This window comes from Olivibacter sp. EAT-5, assembly GCF_044784325.1.
Lineage (GTDB): Bacteria > Bacteroidota > Bacteroidia > Sphingobacteriales > Sphingobacteriaceae > Olivibacter > Olivibacter oleidegradans.
In genome coordinates this window covers 5,660,172-5,673,295 of record NZ_CP173028.1, presented here as the reverse complement: position 1 = coordinate 5,673,295, position 13,124 = coordinate 5,660,172, and the positions used below count along the sequence as shown (strand labels likewise).

Here is a 13,124-nt window from a genome sequence, read left to right as displayed (position 1 = left end):
CATAGGTTTTAATATATCCATTATTCTTTGAACTGTTGACTGAATTTTTCGACGGCTGCTTCAAGTGCACGATTGGCTTCTATCAAAATGGCAGGCTCTATTTCTTTAGTGGTACTGTAATCTTTGAACAAGGCCTGCTGTGAAGCAAACTCCAGATAGGCCATCACTTCTTCGCAATCCCAGAAAAAATCATAGATAAAAGCGACACCGGTATCTACTACATCTTGATAGGTTGCCAATTGTTTCAGCAGAGAGAGCATCGGTGATATCTCTGTATAATTCTCACTGAAAAAAACAACGATGAATGTCCATCTCTCCGTATTTTTGTCGTAATGCTCAACACCCCCGAAATCTCTTCCATCAAGCAATTGGTCGAAGACGGCACGGTTGTTCTGAACGCGATAATAGGGGAGGTTCGATAAAGGTTGTTTGCTATACATTTTTCGGCTGTCCCACCATTTCGACCAATTTTCATCGATGCTTTGCGGCATGGGTTTCTCTTGAAAAAAGTGTTGAAGTTTTTCTTCTTTGATCTGGATGTTGATATAAAGCGAAGAGTATTCTGACATGATCTAAAAATTAAATTATTCCGAATTTAAAGAAAAAATGGTCTACTCCAATGAACCACATCGAAGTAGAAACTGCAGCGCTTAACTTTGCTGAGCTCGCGCCGCATACCCTCATATTTTTGTTTTACTTAAATTCAGGTAAATTTATACGACTGATTATATCATAATAGGCATTCAGGTTGAGCCATTCAATGCCGGAAATAACTTTACCGTCTTGCATGATCATGATATACATGTATTCATTCCTGTAGGGCTTGTCGTCGATAGCTACGGTGGAGCTTTGTATACGAGCAAAGACCTCGTTGCCATCTGCCCACACACCCAACGTTTTTACGGCGAGCGGTTGGGCAAAACGTCTGAATAATTCGGCTTCGGCGTTATCAAATAGATCTTTCAAACCATGATAGGTCCTCGCTACCGGACCGTGCCCTGCAATTGTCCATGCAACATCTTGCCTAAAAGCTTGCTCAAAAAACAAAGTAAAGTCATGTGCCGAGTTGGCTAAAGCTTTCTGAATAATCTCTCTGTTCAATTGTTCCTGTGTGCTGTTCTTTTCCATCATTTTTTTATTTGATGCAAAATTAGAGACGGGAATACCAAACGATTTGTCATTCGCAAACCGATTATTGTGAATTTGAAACCTGCCGAAAAGAGGTGGGATTCTGCTGCGTATGTTTTTTAAAAAAGTTGTTGAACTGCGCCTGGTCTTCAAATCCCAAAACGTAACTTATTTCTGAAATGTTCCAATCGGTATGCCTAAGCAAAGCCTTTGCTTCGCCGATCAGCCTTTCCGCCAGATGATCGGTAGTGGTGCGCCCGGTGGCTTTTTTGATAGCCCTGTTGAGATAATTTACATGGACTGCAAGTTTTTCAGCAATGGCTTTCGGCGCGCGAAATTCAAAACGTTCGGACCTCGAGGTGATAGGGAATTGCCTCTCCAGCAATTCAAAAAATACCGATGTGGTACGTGCACTTGCATCCGGGTGTTTAAAGCGCTGCTGAGTAGGCTGTAGTTTTATGGCCAGGTATATCAATTCATTTACATAGCCTTTGATGAGTTCATAACGAAAAACATAGTTTGACGCTATTTCACTGCATATCTTTTCAAATATCGCCTTGATCTGCCGAAACTGGATTTCATCTAAAGCAAATATAGGTTGGGTGTTTGCACTGAATAAAGGCAGATCGTTCAAATTAATACGTAGGCTCGTCTTGAAAAACTCATCCTTAAATACGCAGAAATATCCTTTGTTTTCCGGAGTAAAGGGTTCAGAGGTATAGGGCAGTTGGGGGTTGAAAAATAGTAACGTATTGCCATTTACCGGTATGCTTTTATCCCCATAGTGAAAAACACTATGCCCCTGTAAAAGCATAATCTTATAGAAATCCCTTCTGGTATAAAGTGCTGGCGCATGATCCGATTTGATGGAATCTTCAATGCGGAATACATTGAACGGCCCTATCTCCGGTACACGATGTTCGGGACGGTCATTGAATTTGTGTCTGTAAAATTCTGCTAACGATTCCGTTGATTTTGCCATACGCTTTTCAACCCAAATATCTAAATTTTAGATATAAATTATAAATGGTACTTCGTTAAAGTACCTGGTTGAAGTGTCGGTCCCCCCTGGTGCACATGCCGACTTTAGGCTTCTCATCATAAAAATATGTTGCTGGTTTAAGCCAAACCGTAATTCCTGTTGTAGGTTTTCCATCGACTGTGGTGAGTTTCCCGCGTACATGGATCGTATCGGGTATTGAAATGTTTTGAAAATGTAATCTGCACTGTCTTTTGTAGAAACAAGTTGCGCGAAAGATGGCAAAGCAAAGATCTGCAGGAAAGTAAAGAGTATAAATAGGATTTTCATGGTGTTATAGGATGGCTAAAAAAGCACTAAAACGGGCCGTGATGTATTAGGAAGTTTGAGCTGTCACATTTTCTAAGTCATAATAAAGCAGGGCGGTAGTACCTCCGCCCACTTCACTCAGTATATCTAAATTGGCGTTTAACGCTTCGGCTCGACTACGTACATTGTTAAGGCCCATTCCAAAAGAAACAAGCTTCGCATCAAAGCCCTTACCATTGTCTTCCACGGTTATGCTTAGCTTCTTATCAGCATACACACAATCTACCAAAATTCGTGTGGCCGAGGCGTGTTTAATGGCGTTCGTAACCAGCTCCTGTACAATACGGAAAATCATTATTTTTTCATTGTCAGGTAACACCAGCTCCTGCATATTTTTTGCTTGAAATACAAGTTCGTTATCCCTGTTACTTATACTCGTACAGAAATCTTCCAATGCCTCTTTCACGCCCGAATGCAGTAAGGCAGCGGGCGTCATGTTGGCAGCGATACTTCTTAGCTCTGTGATTGAATCATCTAGCCGATCAAGACTTTCTTTGACTCTTCCTTTTGCCTCCTGCTCGAGATTCTCCGTATCATATATGCTATTTAGATTTACTTTAACTCCGATAAGCAATCCACCCATCCCATCGTGCAATTCGCGTGCAACGCGCATTCTTTCACGTTCTTCTCCCTGCACTACCGCTCTGAAAACTTCAAGCTCTTTTTCTTGCTGTACATGCTTTAATTGCTGCAGATAGTTGATTTCTTTTTGTTCGGAGAGCTTTTTCTTATTCTTATAAAAAAACCAGAAAACCGTGGCGGCGGTAATCGAAAATAAACAGCCTATGCCAAGCAATGTATTATAAAATCTAGCATTGGCCTTTTCGACTTTTAATGTTTCTATCTTTGCTTTATTTTTTGCATCATTATACTTAAGTTCTAGTTCATGGAGCCCTTCGTTTAGTTGGCTGCTGTAAAGCGAATCTTTCAGTGTTAAATATTTTCTAACATAAAAGTATGCGGGTTTGTAATCACCTAACTTCTCGTTAAAATAGGCGAGTTTGTGGTACACTAACATTTTATTGTTAATGCTTTCAGTAAAACTGCCCTCTTTTAAGAATTCCATCAGAATGCTTTTACCTTCGTGATATTGGTGGAGTGAATCGAGCACATTCACCTTTTCGAAGGCTAAGGTTCTGCGCACGTAGGGATCTGCTTCATCCCGAGGTGTGGCCAAGCCTTTGTTAAAACTAGCTAATGCGTCTTCATGACGTCCCGTTTCGTTGTAATATATGCCTTCAGCGTAATAATAATCTAAATATTCTCGCTCACTGGCCCGCCATTTTAACATTTTCTTTGCTTCATCAAGTTTCTCTTTGGCTTTTTTATAATCAGACGCATATAAATAGTTGTCGGCCCACAACGTCATGATCCGTAGCGGGAGAGGAGAGTCTGCCGGCGCATTGGCTAACATATTTGTTGCCAGCTCATAGTATTGGGATGCTTTTTTATATTCTTGGTTATTCATGAATAACAATCCAACCTGAAAATAATTATCTGCTAACAAAAGAGAATCTCCCGATTTTTCAACCAGAGGAATGGACTTTTCGAGGATAGTGCCAACAGCAAAATTATCTCCTTTGGTATGTTGATTCTGTACAACGTAGTTAAACCATGCCTTGGCCTGCAATTTAAACGAGTCCTTTGTTTTAATTTTTGCAAGTACTGCAATTGCTTTCATCAGGGCCTTATTGCAACGGTCTCTATCCGTATCAAAATAATACTGCGCTACACTGAAATGATAAAGCCCCTCTAGGTATACGGAATTACCTATATGCTGCTTCCCTTTCTCGAGGTATTCATAACTTTTTATACTATCAATTCTAGCTAAGCGTTTAACTAGATCGAAAGCAACCACTGCTTTCACACTGTCTTTCTTCTCGCGGGCAAAGCGCTGCATCAGGCTATCAGTAATCTTTTGCTGCTTATTTAAGCCTTGTGTAAATCCGGTTTCTGAACAAAGAAGTATAATAAAACAGAAAAAATAACGCGTCATGTTATCAGGTTAAATAGGAAAAAGTTTTAGCAAAAATATTTATTTAAACGATATTTAGGGTATATGTTTTACATCCTCTGTACATAGCTTGTCTGGCCCATAGCAAAAGTGCTATATACAGCTACAGTATTAATTGAGCTTTGAGCAGCCACAATCCTTTAGTCGGCTGTTTAAGTTGAAAACAGGGCAGCGTCCGCTGGAATTTCGGCGTTCATTTGAGTAAGCTGATGCGTATGATCTACTTTACGGAAATTAATAAATCAAGGAACGGTCATCTTATGGCGGATAATGACACAGAAAGCGCTGTTCCCTATATAAGGTTGTAATTTCGAAGGAATCAATTCCACGTTTCGCTTTTACCAAGGATTATCCCGCTAATCTGGATAAACCCTTGGTAGTGAAAATAAAATTTTAAATTTACTTTCACTCAAATAAGAGCGGTGTTGAAAACGGCATAGGTATCCAGCCATATCCTATTTTCTTCCTGCTAACGTAGCCTAAACCCGGCCATGGAAGATGGCATGACATTACCAGTTGCCGCTCTGTTGCAAGCTCACTTAGTATTTGCTGCCTGGTACGTATTCCTTTTTCGAAATCAGTATCCCACTGTGTACCCCAATCGGGACGGGCGAGTAGTAAGGTGTGATGCACCGTGTCTACCATATGTTTCAATTTAAACTCGCCCGAAAAAATGGTTAGAACGGGATGGCCAGGGGTATGTCCTGCTGCCAAATCAGTTTTGATGCAGTCAAATAAGACGGTGCCAAGATTAAAAAGGTGCAATTTACTGTGGATTTCGGTCATTACGCGACGGGCAAGCATTACACTTTCTTTACCGGAGTTAGGGTTCTTACTCTTTGAAAAATCGGGATCGTCTGCCATCCAAAAATCATATTCTTCTTTTGACAAGTAGTACGACGCATTGCTAAAGACTCGTTCGCCGGCCGCGTCTAAAATACCGCCTATATGATCTATATGCAAGTGAGTCAGGAGTACGTCCGTTACCTCGTCCGGCGCTATACCCGCTGCCTGTAAATTATTTAAAAAACGACCCGCATTCGATCCTAATAAGGCTCCGCTACCGGTATCTATCACTATTATTCTGTCTTCTTTTCGTATTACCAAGATATTAATGGCGGCGTCTACATTATCGTCAAAGATGAAGTTTTCTTTCATTACTTCTCTTACCTGTTCGGTGTCTATTTGCGGAGCAAATATGGGTTGGGCAGGACTAACCAGTATGTGTCCGTCGGTAACGATCAACATTTTCAATTCTCCGAGGTTAAACCTCAGGTATCCATTGAGGGTCTCGTTCGAAACTTTAGTTTGTGCAGCAAATACGTCCTTTAGTGGTAAAGATGCACCTAGTGCTGCCGCTGCTGTATTTTTTAGTAGGGTCCTTCTATTCATGATTTTTTTGGGTAAAAGTATTTTTTTGGTATCTTTCAGGCAAGTAGATACTTATTTGTATTCTACATACCATTTGGTAACTAATACTGATAATCAATCGTATAGAAATGTCAAAAAATGATCAAAATGTAGCTTTCTGTGCTGTGGATTACGCCTTTCAGCGTATTGGCGGTAAATACAAGGCGCGTATCCTTTGGTACCTTCATGAGCATAAAGTACTACGTTATGGCGAGTTGAAGCGTATGGTTAAAGGTATTACTACGAAGATGCTAACGCAAACACTGAGGGAACTGGAAAAAGACGAACTGGTTACGCGTAAAGAATATCATCAGGTGCCTCCAAAGGTGGAGTATTCACTCACGCCGATCGCAGAAGAGTTTGTGCCTTTCATTGACCAAATGAGGGCATGGGCAGAAAAACGAATCAAAGATTCACTACAGGATGTGGAACCGATTGCGTGCTACTAAAACGCGAACAAATTTTTAGTTCCTTTTTTGTACAGACTAGTCCTTCGCTTCGTATATCAAATATTAGATTGCGTGAAAGATGGCAAAGCAAAGATCTGTAGGAAAGTAACGAGTATAATAGGATTTTCATGGTGTTATTTATGGCTTTGATGCATAAATGAATTAATTTCCATAAGAACTGGTTGCCGAATTCTGTATAGCTGTTTTACTAAAAGGCTTATTAGTTTGTTAAGTTGATTTAACAAAATGTGTTAGCTTCTATTGAATTATCCGTAACTTTCTATATTCCATTTTGAGGTAGTTCATTTATGTTGTCTGTAGCTGATCTTAAGCCTTTGGGTGATTATTTATTAGAACAATGTGCTCACGTTAAGCTGCAGAAATTCTTGCCAAGGTAAACTACTGTCCCATTAAGACTTGAATAAACTTTCTTTCTTCTCTTATGCTACGTGTAAGTGCTTGTAAATAAGATTGTTCAAACATCTTTTTGTAATTACTCAATGCGTTGAGTAAAATTACTCAATATATTGAGTAATTACAGATGATCTATTATTTAGCTTTCTCCAAAGCTGACTTTTTTGTCGGCTGGGTTTCCGAGGATGCTAAATCAAGGAACAGTTATCTTATTGCCATTTAAGATTTTTCATCACGCCATATCTTCTACAGGTACTTCCCCAGGCTATATTGCCCAATTGTGCAGCTACAAGAACCTCTCGCATTAATTCGTCCTTTATCTCGTAAGATGCTAGCAAATAGTCATTGGCCATTTGCAATAACTCTTGGACGTTATGTTCAATATCGTTTTTTTCCTTCTGTAGTAAAACGAGGGCATTATATTGCTCGTTCTCTGCTTTTTCTTTAATATAAGAGTGTAGGTCATTAAAAATAAGAATGTTAAAAACGGCTTTTCTGAAATAATGATCGTGTTCGGTAGGGAAATTCAAATTTAATGCATCGTACAGCATGATAAAGAAAATATGCACAGCGATGTTTTTAAGACGTTCATTTAAATAATCGTCCATACTGCTAAAATGCTTCTCCTGGTTACCGTCAAATTCCGTAGGTAAAAAGTCAAGCAAATCTTTATGTACAAGTTCATAGTTGAAGGGGCTCAGCGTTTCCTGTAACAGCTTTTCATAGTAATAAACGATGTCATACTTGTTGCGGTCATATTCGTCCGTTGGAGCCGTGGCCCGCCTACTATGAATATCCATCGCATGATGAACAAAATCCTTGTATCTTACCTTTGCATCTTCTACGTAGAACAGATAAGTGACACTAAAACAGGCTAGGTATAAATGTTTTTCACTGGTTAATATTTTAGGGAGTATGTAGGGAGCCCAGAGCATTTGTTCTTTTATGGTGTTAAAGTCGTAACGCCAGTCGATTCCCTTATTCAATGCTATGTTTGCTGTTTTATGGATCACATCTTCTACTATCATAGGAGTCCTAAATTTTAAGTGCGTTCTAAAATAAAATTCGTGTACCTGCTTTCAGCTATTTTTACACAGAACCTATATTCTACTACACGGAAAGTTTCGGTCTCTTTATAATATTGAAATTTCGAAAGAGTTGCCAGGAAAAAGGTTGTTTAGTTTTTACTTTTGGTGAATAAAGAACTGTTATAATTAAGCGAATTATTGAACCAACTATAACTCATGTCAGTTCAATAGCTATTACAGATAGCTACCAGTGTCTTATCAGGTATAACGGGTAAAAACCGGTCGCACCCGGCAAAAGTCTGCTTCATGGCGGAAGGGTGCACGAAGTTAATCGGTAAAAAGCATTGTCGTTATCAAAGTCAGTTCTTTATATAGCGGTATACCCACCATCAATTGCATAATAACTGCCATTGATAAAAGTAGAGGTCTCTGCACTTAAGAACAGGACGAGGTTGGCAACTTCTTCTGCTGTTCCGAGACGACCAATGGGATGTTTGCCGATTAATGCCTGCTTTTTTTCTTCATCAAGCTGATCTAGCAGCGGCGTATCAATATAACCGGGTCCTACAGCATTGACGCGTATGTTTTGTGCAGCATATTCGACACCAAAATTGCGCGTAAGTCCCAAAACCGCGTGCTTGGATGCAGCATAACCGACAGACTGCGGTACGGCGGTAATGCTGTGGATGGAGCCTACATTGACAATAGCGCCGCCTCCGTTTTTCAACATCTGGGCAGTTGCATATTTACAGCCATAGAATACGCCATTGAGATTGATGTCGATGATGGTTTTCCAGCCTTCAATACTCAGGTCTGCACCGAGGTTAGCCTCTCCGCCAATACCGGCGTTGTTGCAGGCAATGTCTAAGCTGCCATATTGCGCTACGGTTTTTTCAACCAGATTTTCCACCTCTTCCGGTATGGCTGTATTGGCATTTACATAAATGGCATCTCCACCATCGTTTTTGATGGACGCCGCCACAGCTTCACCATGCTCGTCGTTTATATCTGAAACAACCACCTTAGCACCTTCTTTGGCATATAATAAGGCAATTGCTTTTCCAATACCAGAACCGGCTCCGGTTACGTAGGCAACTTTATCATTTAAAATACCCATGATCGATTGTAGTTTTGTTATAGGTATAACAATGAACTATTTGCATTGTTCACCGTCAGGATACTGAGTTATTCATGGTAAGCAAAAGGTACCGGATTTACAACGGTTAAAATGGGGAAACAATGGAAGTGGTTATTTTCCTGACAGAATTGGATTACTTTATCAAACCCGCTTTCTGCATTAAATGGGTGGCATTTTTATTCTTCGCAATACCTTTGTTTATTTTATAATCAAAATAAAGCTCATTGGCTTCCAACCGGCTTTCGAAACAATAGTTGCTTACTCCCAATGGATATTTGCTTTCGAGTTTACCCAAATCAAGATCGTGCGTAGCAATAATGCATAGGCAATCGTGGCGTAAGAATTCTTCGATTAAACCGATAGACCCGGCTAGTTTATCAGCCGAGTTTGTACCTTTGAGAATCTCGTCGAGAAGAATGATCATTTTCTGGCCGCTACGGAGTTTATTCATGATCAATGACAATCGTTCAAGTTCAGCGTAGAAATAAGACGTGTTCTGTTCCAGTGAATCCATCACGCGCATACTGGTATAAACCTCCGCATTATTAAAAGCGAAGCTTGTTGCATAGACGGGCGCACCGCAATTGGCAAGTACCGTGTTTATACCTATCGCTCTCAGAAAGGTACTTTTACCGGACATGTTAGCACCTGTTAATACCACTACTTTCTCTTTATCCGAGGGAATGAAATCATTAAGCACACAGGCATTTTTTCTCATTAATGGATGCCCAAGTCCTTTTGTCTCTATAAAAGTGGAGGAAGTAAATTGAGGAAAACAATAGCTAGGATTATTAAAGGCGAAGTTTGCAAATGAGTTCAATTCGTCAACTATAAAAATGCTGTCTAACCATGAAGGCATTGATTCCCGATGCTTGTTCTTCCACTTGTCGAGCCCAACAATACAATGAATATCGGATAGAAAGAAGCCATTTAGCACAACTGCGACAAGGTCATTTAAGCGCTGATCAAAAAAACTCATCAGGATGGATAGCCTTTTTATTCCGACGTGTGCTTGATCACTCTTTTCTAATAATGATGTTAAAAAAGGATCGGTAAATGTTTGTAAGTTAAGGAGCTCTAATAGATAGGCATATTTTCGTAAAAGGTTGTATTTACGCGAAATAACCGCGTGAGTCTTATTTATAGTGTGATTAAAAAGTTGTATGAAAGCAAGATTGATCAATACAGACAGTACCAGACTTACATATGGGACAAGCTCTGCCAAAGCAAGGATAAAAAGGGCGAAGGTTATTCCAGACAGTAAGAAACTAAGAAAACGGATCAATGGCCGATTTAACGTGCTTTTTGGAGATGCCAACCAGGCCATGAGCTGCGAGAGGTCCTCTGGTTTTTCCGGATTATCAGCCCCAATTACCATAAATTGCTGCCGAAAATCCAAAAGCGGTGTTAATGCTGATATGGCCTTCTGTCGTTCAATTATTTTTTCTATAGCTACCAGCTTGTGTTTAAGATTATTTGCAAGCAAGCGTTCACCAGACGAAGTACAAGTTCTATTAACATACTGGAAAAGCGATTGATCACCAAAGATGTCTATATCGAATGTGAATGGATGATTGTGATCTATATATGGTGAACCTGATGGTAAAGACGTGTAGTCTCCAGACAGCGCAGATTTTTCCACCTCATTGATCATTTTTAAACGACGGAATTTTACTTGCTGTTTATTGACTTTTGCATGCGCAAAGACCAATGCAATATAGACCACCGTAGAGACTAATGCGACTGCAAGCCAACTAATAGCTAAATAAGTTATAGCCATCCACAAAGCAACTATTATAGAAATACCAAAAAACAGACGCAAGGCAGCATAGCGATTCGCTTTTTTCTTAAAATGATTTTCCTTCTCAGAAAAGGCACTGCTACGCGTGCTATAAAGGGTATGTAAATCAATGTGGGCATTTGGTTTCATCGACCTTGAGACATTGGTGTATCAAATAGCGATACGGAAATGAATTTTTATAGATAAAATATTTTAAAGTTCATTTGTTAGAATCATATTGAGATTGGGAGCAATAGGTATTTTTGCTTCATACCTGAGGTCTTGGTCAACCGCAACAACTGAAATCAAAAGGAAGTTCCTAACGTTCTTTGGTACCAGTTCTCTAGTTGGATATCTTCTAATTTGTTGAAATGTTTGGTGTTATCGGTTACTAATATCAATCCATACTCAATTGCTGTTACACCGATAAGTAAGTCGAAATCATCATGATGAGGCGTTCCTAATTTACGAAGTCGAACTTTTTCTTTTGCATAACGATTGATAGCTCCGAATATAGGAACGATTGATAGCCCATTAATGAAGTCGTCAACTGCTTTATGCGATTTTTTTGGATTGCTGCTGTTTTCAGCACCATAACGTAGCTCAGCTACAGTTACTTCTGAGATGAAAAAATTTTCCCTGCCTTTTTCTCTAATAATTCGGGCTAAATCCAGTTTTCCACGTAAATAGAAAACGCATATACTCGTGTCTAGCAGGTACTGCATTAGAAACTAATGTCTTTTTTGCGAAATTTCCTTGCTGATCTAATTTCATCGACTAAAGTTTCTGCCTCTTTACCGGAAGAAAATGCACCAAATGATTTGTAAAAAGCCGTTTCTTTTGTGTCTTTGTTTTTTCTTATAGATTTAGTAAGGCTTTCTATCAACTCCAACTTAGTAACAGCATCTAAACCATCAAACAGGTTGGAATAACTCTTTACGATATGCTTAGAAACAGTAGACATAATACTTATTTAACTAAATCAAAGATAATGAAAAGTATTCATTACACGAAATGCTTATAATAATTAGGCATATGTGGCTAACAGAAGAGCAAAGAAAGGCTAAGCGGTGCTCTTTTATCGCACCTTATAGCTAAAATAGCATTAATTCGAGTTATACCAGCTTTCTATTCGCCTGCCGCTAGGTATTCATACGCAGGAATCATTTTGATAATAAAACCATCCTGTTCAAATACATCTTTTTGATCTAGTGTGATAATTAACCCTTCCTGAAGTTTGAAAAAACGAAGAGCCTCAAGTAATCCATTATATTCCCTGTCAAAATTGAGGTCATCGATTTGATAACACACTTGGATGGCTTTATGAATTTTTCCTTTAATAAAAGCTAAAAAATCACATTCCCCTTTATCTGTAAAATAATAAATCTCTTTATATTTTCTTCGTAGCTGTTGATAAATCAGATTTTCCAGTTTGCGTCCTAGATTTTCAGTAAAGGATGACGCAACTGATAAAAAACCGTTGTCTATAGTGTAGATTTTTTTTGGATTTCGCGCCTGTGCTTTCAAAGAGTAACTGAATTGTGGTAGGAATTCCACAAGATAGGCGTCTCTTAGATAATTGAAATATTCTAAAAAGGTAGTACTTGATTTTATGCCAAACATACCATTTAGTTTATTTGCTGAAACAGGGCAGCCGATGTTGGAAATTAAATAAACAGTGAGTTGTTTTAATGACCCTATATCTCTAATTCCGTGACGGACGGAGATATCCCTTACCAGGATATCTTCCATCAGATTTTGTAGAATAAGTGGTTCTTGGTAGTTAACGTATTCGGGTAGTCCGCCGTCTTCTAAATAGGAATGAAGGGATTCTTTGTCTGCTTTTAAGTTTTTATAGGAAATATATTCTTTGAAAGAAAAAGGAAATAACTCCATGGATAGGTGTCTACCAGTGAGATGTGTGCCTAATTCTCTGCTTAGAAGTGACGCGTTAGAACCAGTAATAAATACGGTATATTGTTCTCGAAGCAACTGGTGAACAAATATTTCCCATTTCTCGGTCAGTTGGATTTCGTCAAAAAATAATACACGGTATTGACGTTTATCAATTTCCTGTTGTAGTCTACTGAAGTCACCGACTTCGAAACCGGCTAATCGAATATCCTCAAAATTAAAATATAAAGCATGTTTATATTTTTTTTTCAAAAGCTGTAAAAGCAAAGTGCTTTTTCCACAACGGCGTATACCCGAAATAATTGTAGCATAACTTTCTACAATAGGTATGCTTGCTAAAGAATCTCTAATCAGCTGAGCACTTTTATTTAGAAAAATATCCTGTTGTGCATCGATAACTTGCGCTAGTTGCTCTTGTCGGATCATTCAGATTTTTATTTGTAGATACAAAAATAAATAATTTCCATTACAAATGAATAACTTTGTTCACTGGTAATGGAT

The 13,124-nt window shown here is 39.0% G+C and carries 13 protein-coding genes; 1 reads left to right on the top strand and 12 read right to left on the bottom strand.

Going from position 1 to position 13,124, the window contains the following annotated elements; genetic code table 11:
• Positions 1 to 20 precede the first annotated feature (20 nt).
• The 6 genes from ACH11B_RS23685 to ACH11B_RS23660 form a co-directional block, all read right to left on the bottom strand.
• On the bottom strand, positions 21 to 569 hold the full coding sequence (locus tag ACH11B_RS23685) for a hypothetical protein (RefSeq protein WP_377610699.1): 549 nt from the start codon (positions 567 to 569) through the stop codon (positions 21 to 23).
• A 124-nt stretch (positions 570 to 693) separates the two neighbouring features.
• Positions 694 to 1,131 (bottom strand): nuclear transport factor 2 family protein, encoded by a 438-nt coding sequence (locus ACH11B_RS23680; RefSeq protein ID WP_377610697.1) that lies wholly within the window; start codon positions 1,129 to 1,131, stop codon positions 694 to 696.
• 61 nt (positions 1,132 to 1,192) lie between these two features.
• Positions 1,193 to 2,110, bottom strand: coding sequence for a helix-turn-helix domain-containing protein (locus tag ACH11B_RS23675; protein WP_377610695.1), 918 nt, complete (start codon positions 2,108 to 2,110; stop codon positions 1,193 to 1,195).
• Between the two features lie 27 nt (positions 2,111 to 2,137).
• Entirely contained in the window at positions 2,138 to 2,437 is a 300-nt protein-coding gene (locus ACH11B_RS23670; RefSeq protein ID WP_377610693.1) for a hypothetical protein, read from the bottom strand.
• Between the two features lie 46 nt (positions 2,438 to 2,483).
• Complete coding sequence (locus tag ACH11B_RS23665) at positions 2,484 to 4,472, bottom strand: ATP-binding protein (RefSeq protein ID WP_377610691.1); 1,989 nt, start codon at positions 4,470 to 4,472, stop codon at positions 2,484 to 2,486.
• Positions 4,473 to 4,895: 423 nt separating this feature from the next.
• A complete protein-coding gene (locus ACH11B_RS23660; protein ID WP_377610689.1) occupies positions 4,896 to 5,882 on the bottom strand; it encodes an MBL fold metallo-hydrolase in 987 nt (328 codons plus the stop codon).
• Between the two features lie 107 nt (positions 5,883 to 5,989).
• Here ACH11B_RS23660 and ACH11B_RS23655 point away from each other — a divergent pair, with 107 nt between their 5' ends.
• Positions 5,990 to 6,349 carry a winged helix-turn-helix transcriptional regulator gene (locus ACH11B_RS23655; protein ID WP_377610687.1) on the top strand — a complete coding sequence of 120 codons (360 nt, stop codon included), beginning with the start codon at positions 5,990 to 5,992 and terminating at the stop codon, positions 6,347 to 6,349.
• A 623-nt stretch (positions 6,350 to 6,972) separates the two neighbouring features.
• Here ACH11B_RS23655 and ACH11B_RS23650 read toward each other — a convergent pair.
• The 6 genes from ACH11B_RS23650 to ACH11B_RS23625 all read right to left on the bottom strand — a co-directional run bounded on the left by ACH11B_RS23650 (position 6,973) and on the right by ACH11B_RS23625 (position 13,049).
• Positions 6,973 to 7,791, bottom strand: coding sequence for a terpene synthase family protein (locus ACH11B_RS23650; RefSeq protein WP_130855226.1), 819 nt, complete (start codon positions 7,789 to 7,791; stop codon positions 6,973 to 6,975).
• 367 nt (positions 7,792 to 8,158) lie between these two features.
• Positions 8,159 to 8,908 carry a glucose 1-dehydrogenase gene (locus tag ACH11B_RS23645; RefSeq protein WP_013667640.1) on the bottom strand — a complete coding sequence of 250 codons (750 nt, stop codon included), beginning with the start codon at positions 8,906 to 8,908 and terminating at the stop codon, positions 8,159 to 8,161.
• A 154-nt stretch (positions 8,909 to 9,062) separates the two neighbouring features.
• Positions 9,063 to 10,859, bottom strand: a complete 1,797-nt coding sequence (locus tag ACH11B_RS23640; protein WP_377610684.1) for a MutS-related protein — start codon at positions 10,857 to 10,859, stop codon at positions 9,063 to 9,065.
• 155 nt (positions 10,860 to 11,014) lie between these two features.
• The gene (locus ACH11B_RS23635; RefSeq protein WP_013667638.1) at positions 11,015 to 11,434 is read right to left on the bottom strand and encodes a type II toxin-antitoxin system VapC family toxin; all 420 of its coding nucleotides are present in this window, start codon (positions 11,432 to 11,434) and stop codon (positions 11,015 to 11,017) included.
• The gene (locus tag ACH11B_RS23630) at positions 11,434 to 11,673 is read right to left on the bottom strand and encodes a hypothetical protein (RefSeq protein ID WP_013667637.1); all 240 of its coding nucleotides are present in this window, start codon (positions 11,671 to 11,673) and stop codon (positions 11,434 to 11,436) included. The genes ACH11B_RS23635 and ACH11B_RS23630 overlap by 1 nt, the downstream gene beginning before the upstream one ends.
• Positions 11,674 to 11,837: 164 nt before the next feature.
• Complete coding sequence (locus ACH11B_RS23625) at positions 11,838 to 13,049, bottom strand: ATP-binding protein (protein ID WP_377610682.1); 1,212 nt, start codon at positions 13,047 to 13,049, stop codon at positions 11,838 to 11,840.
• Between the last annotated feature and the right edge of the window lie 75 nt (positions 13,050 to 13,124).

Coding starts and splice junctions, on each gene's coding strand:
- ACH11B_RS23685 (WP_377610699.1), bottom strand. CDS start 569: ATGTCAGAATACTCTTCGCTTTATATCAACATCCAGATCAAAGAAGAA.
- ACH11B_RS23655 (WP_377610687.1), top strand. CDS start 5,990: ATGTCAAAAAATGATCAAAATGTAGCTTTCTGTGCTGTGGATTACGCC.
- ACH11B_RS23635 (WP_013667638.1), bottom strand. CDS start 11,434: ATGCAGTACCTGCTAGACACGAGTATATGCGTTTTCTATTTACGTGGA.
- ACH11B_RS23650 (WP_130855226.1), bottom strand. CDS start 7,791: ATGATAGTAGAAGATGTGATCCATAAAACAGCAAACATAGCATTGAAT.
- ACH11B_RS23630 (WP_013667637.1), bottom strand. CDS start 11,673: ATGTCTACTGTTTCTAAGCATATCGTAAAGAGTTATTCCAACCTGTTT.
- ACH11B_RS23680 (WP_377610697.1), bottom strand. CDS start 1,131: ATGATGGAAAAGAACAGCACACAGGAACAATTGAACAGAGAGATTATT.
- ACH11B_RS23665 (WP_377610691.1), bottom strand. CDS start 4,472: ATGACGCGTTATTTTTTCTGTTTTATTATACTTCTTTGTTCAGAAACC.
- ACH11B_RS23675 (WP_377610695.1), bottom strand. CDS start 2,110: ATGGCAAAATCAACGGAATCGTTAGCAGAATTTTACAGACACAAATTC.
- ACH11B_RS23640 (WP_377610684.1), bottom strand. CDS start 10,859: ATGAAACCAAATGCCCACATTGATTTACATACCCTTTATAGCACGCGT.
- ACH11B_RS23660 (WP_377610689.1), bottom strand. CDS start 5,882: ATGAATAGAAGGACCCTACTAAAAAATACAGCAGCGGCAGCACTAGGT.
- ACH11B_RS23625 (WP_377610682.1), bottom strand. CDS start 13,049: ATGATCCGACAAGAGCAACTAGCGCAAGTTATCGATGCACAACAGGAT.
- ACH11B_RS23670 (WP_377610693.1), bottom strand. CDS start 2,437: ATGAAAATCCTATTTATACTCTTTACTTTCCTGCAGATCTTTGCTTTG.
- ACH11B_RS23645 (WP_013667640.1), bottom strand. CDS start 8,908: ATGGGTATTTTAAATGATAAAGTTGCCTACGTAACCGGAGCCGGTTCT.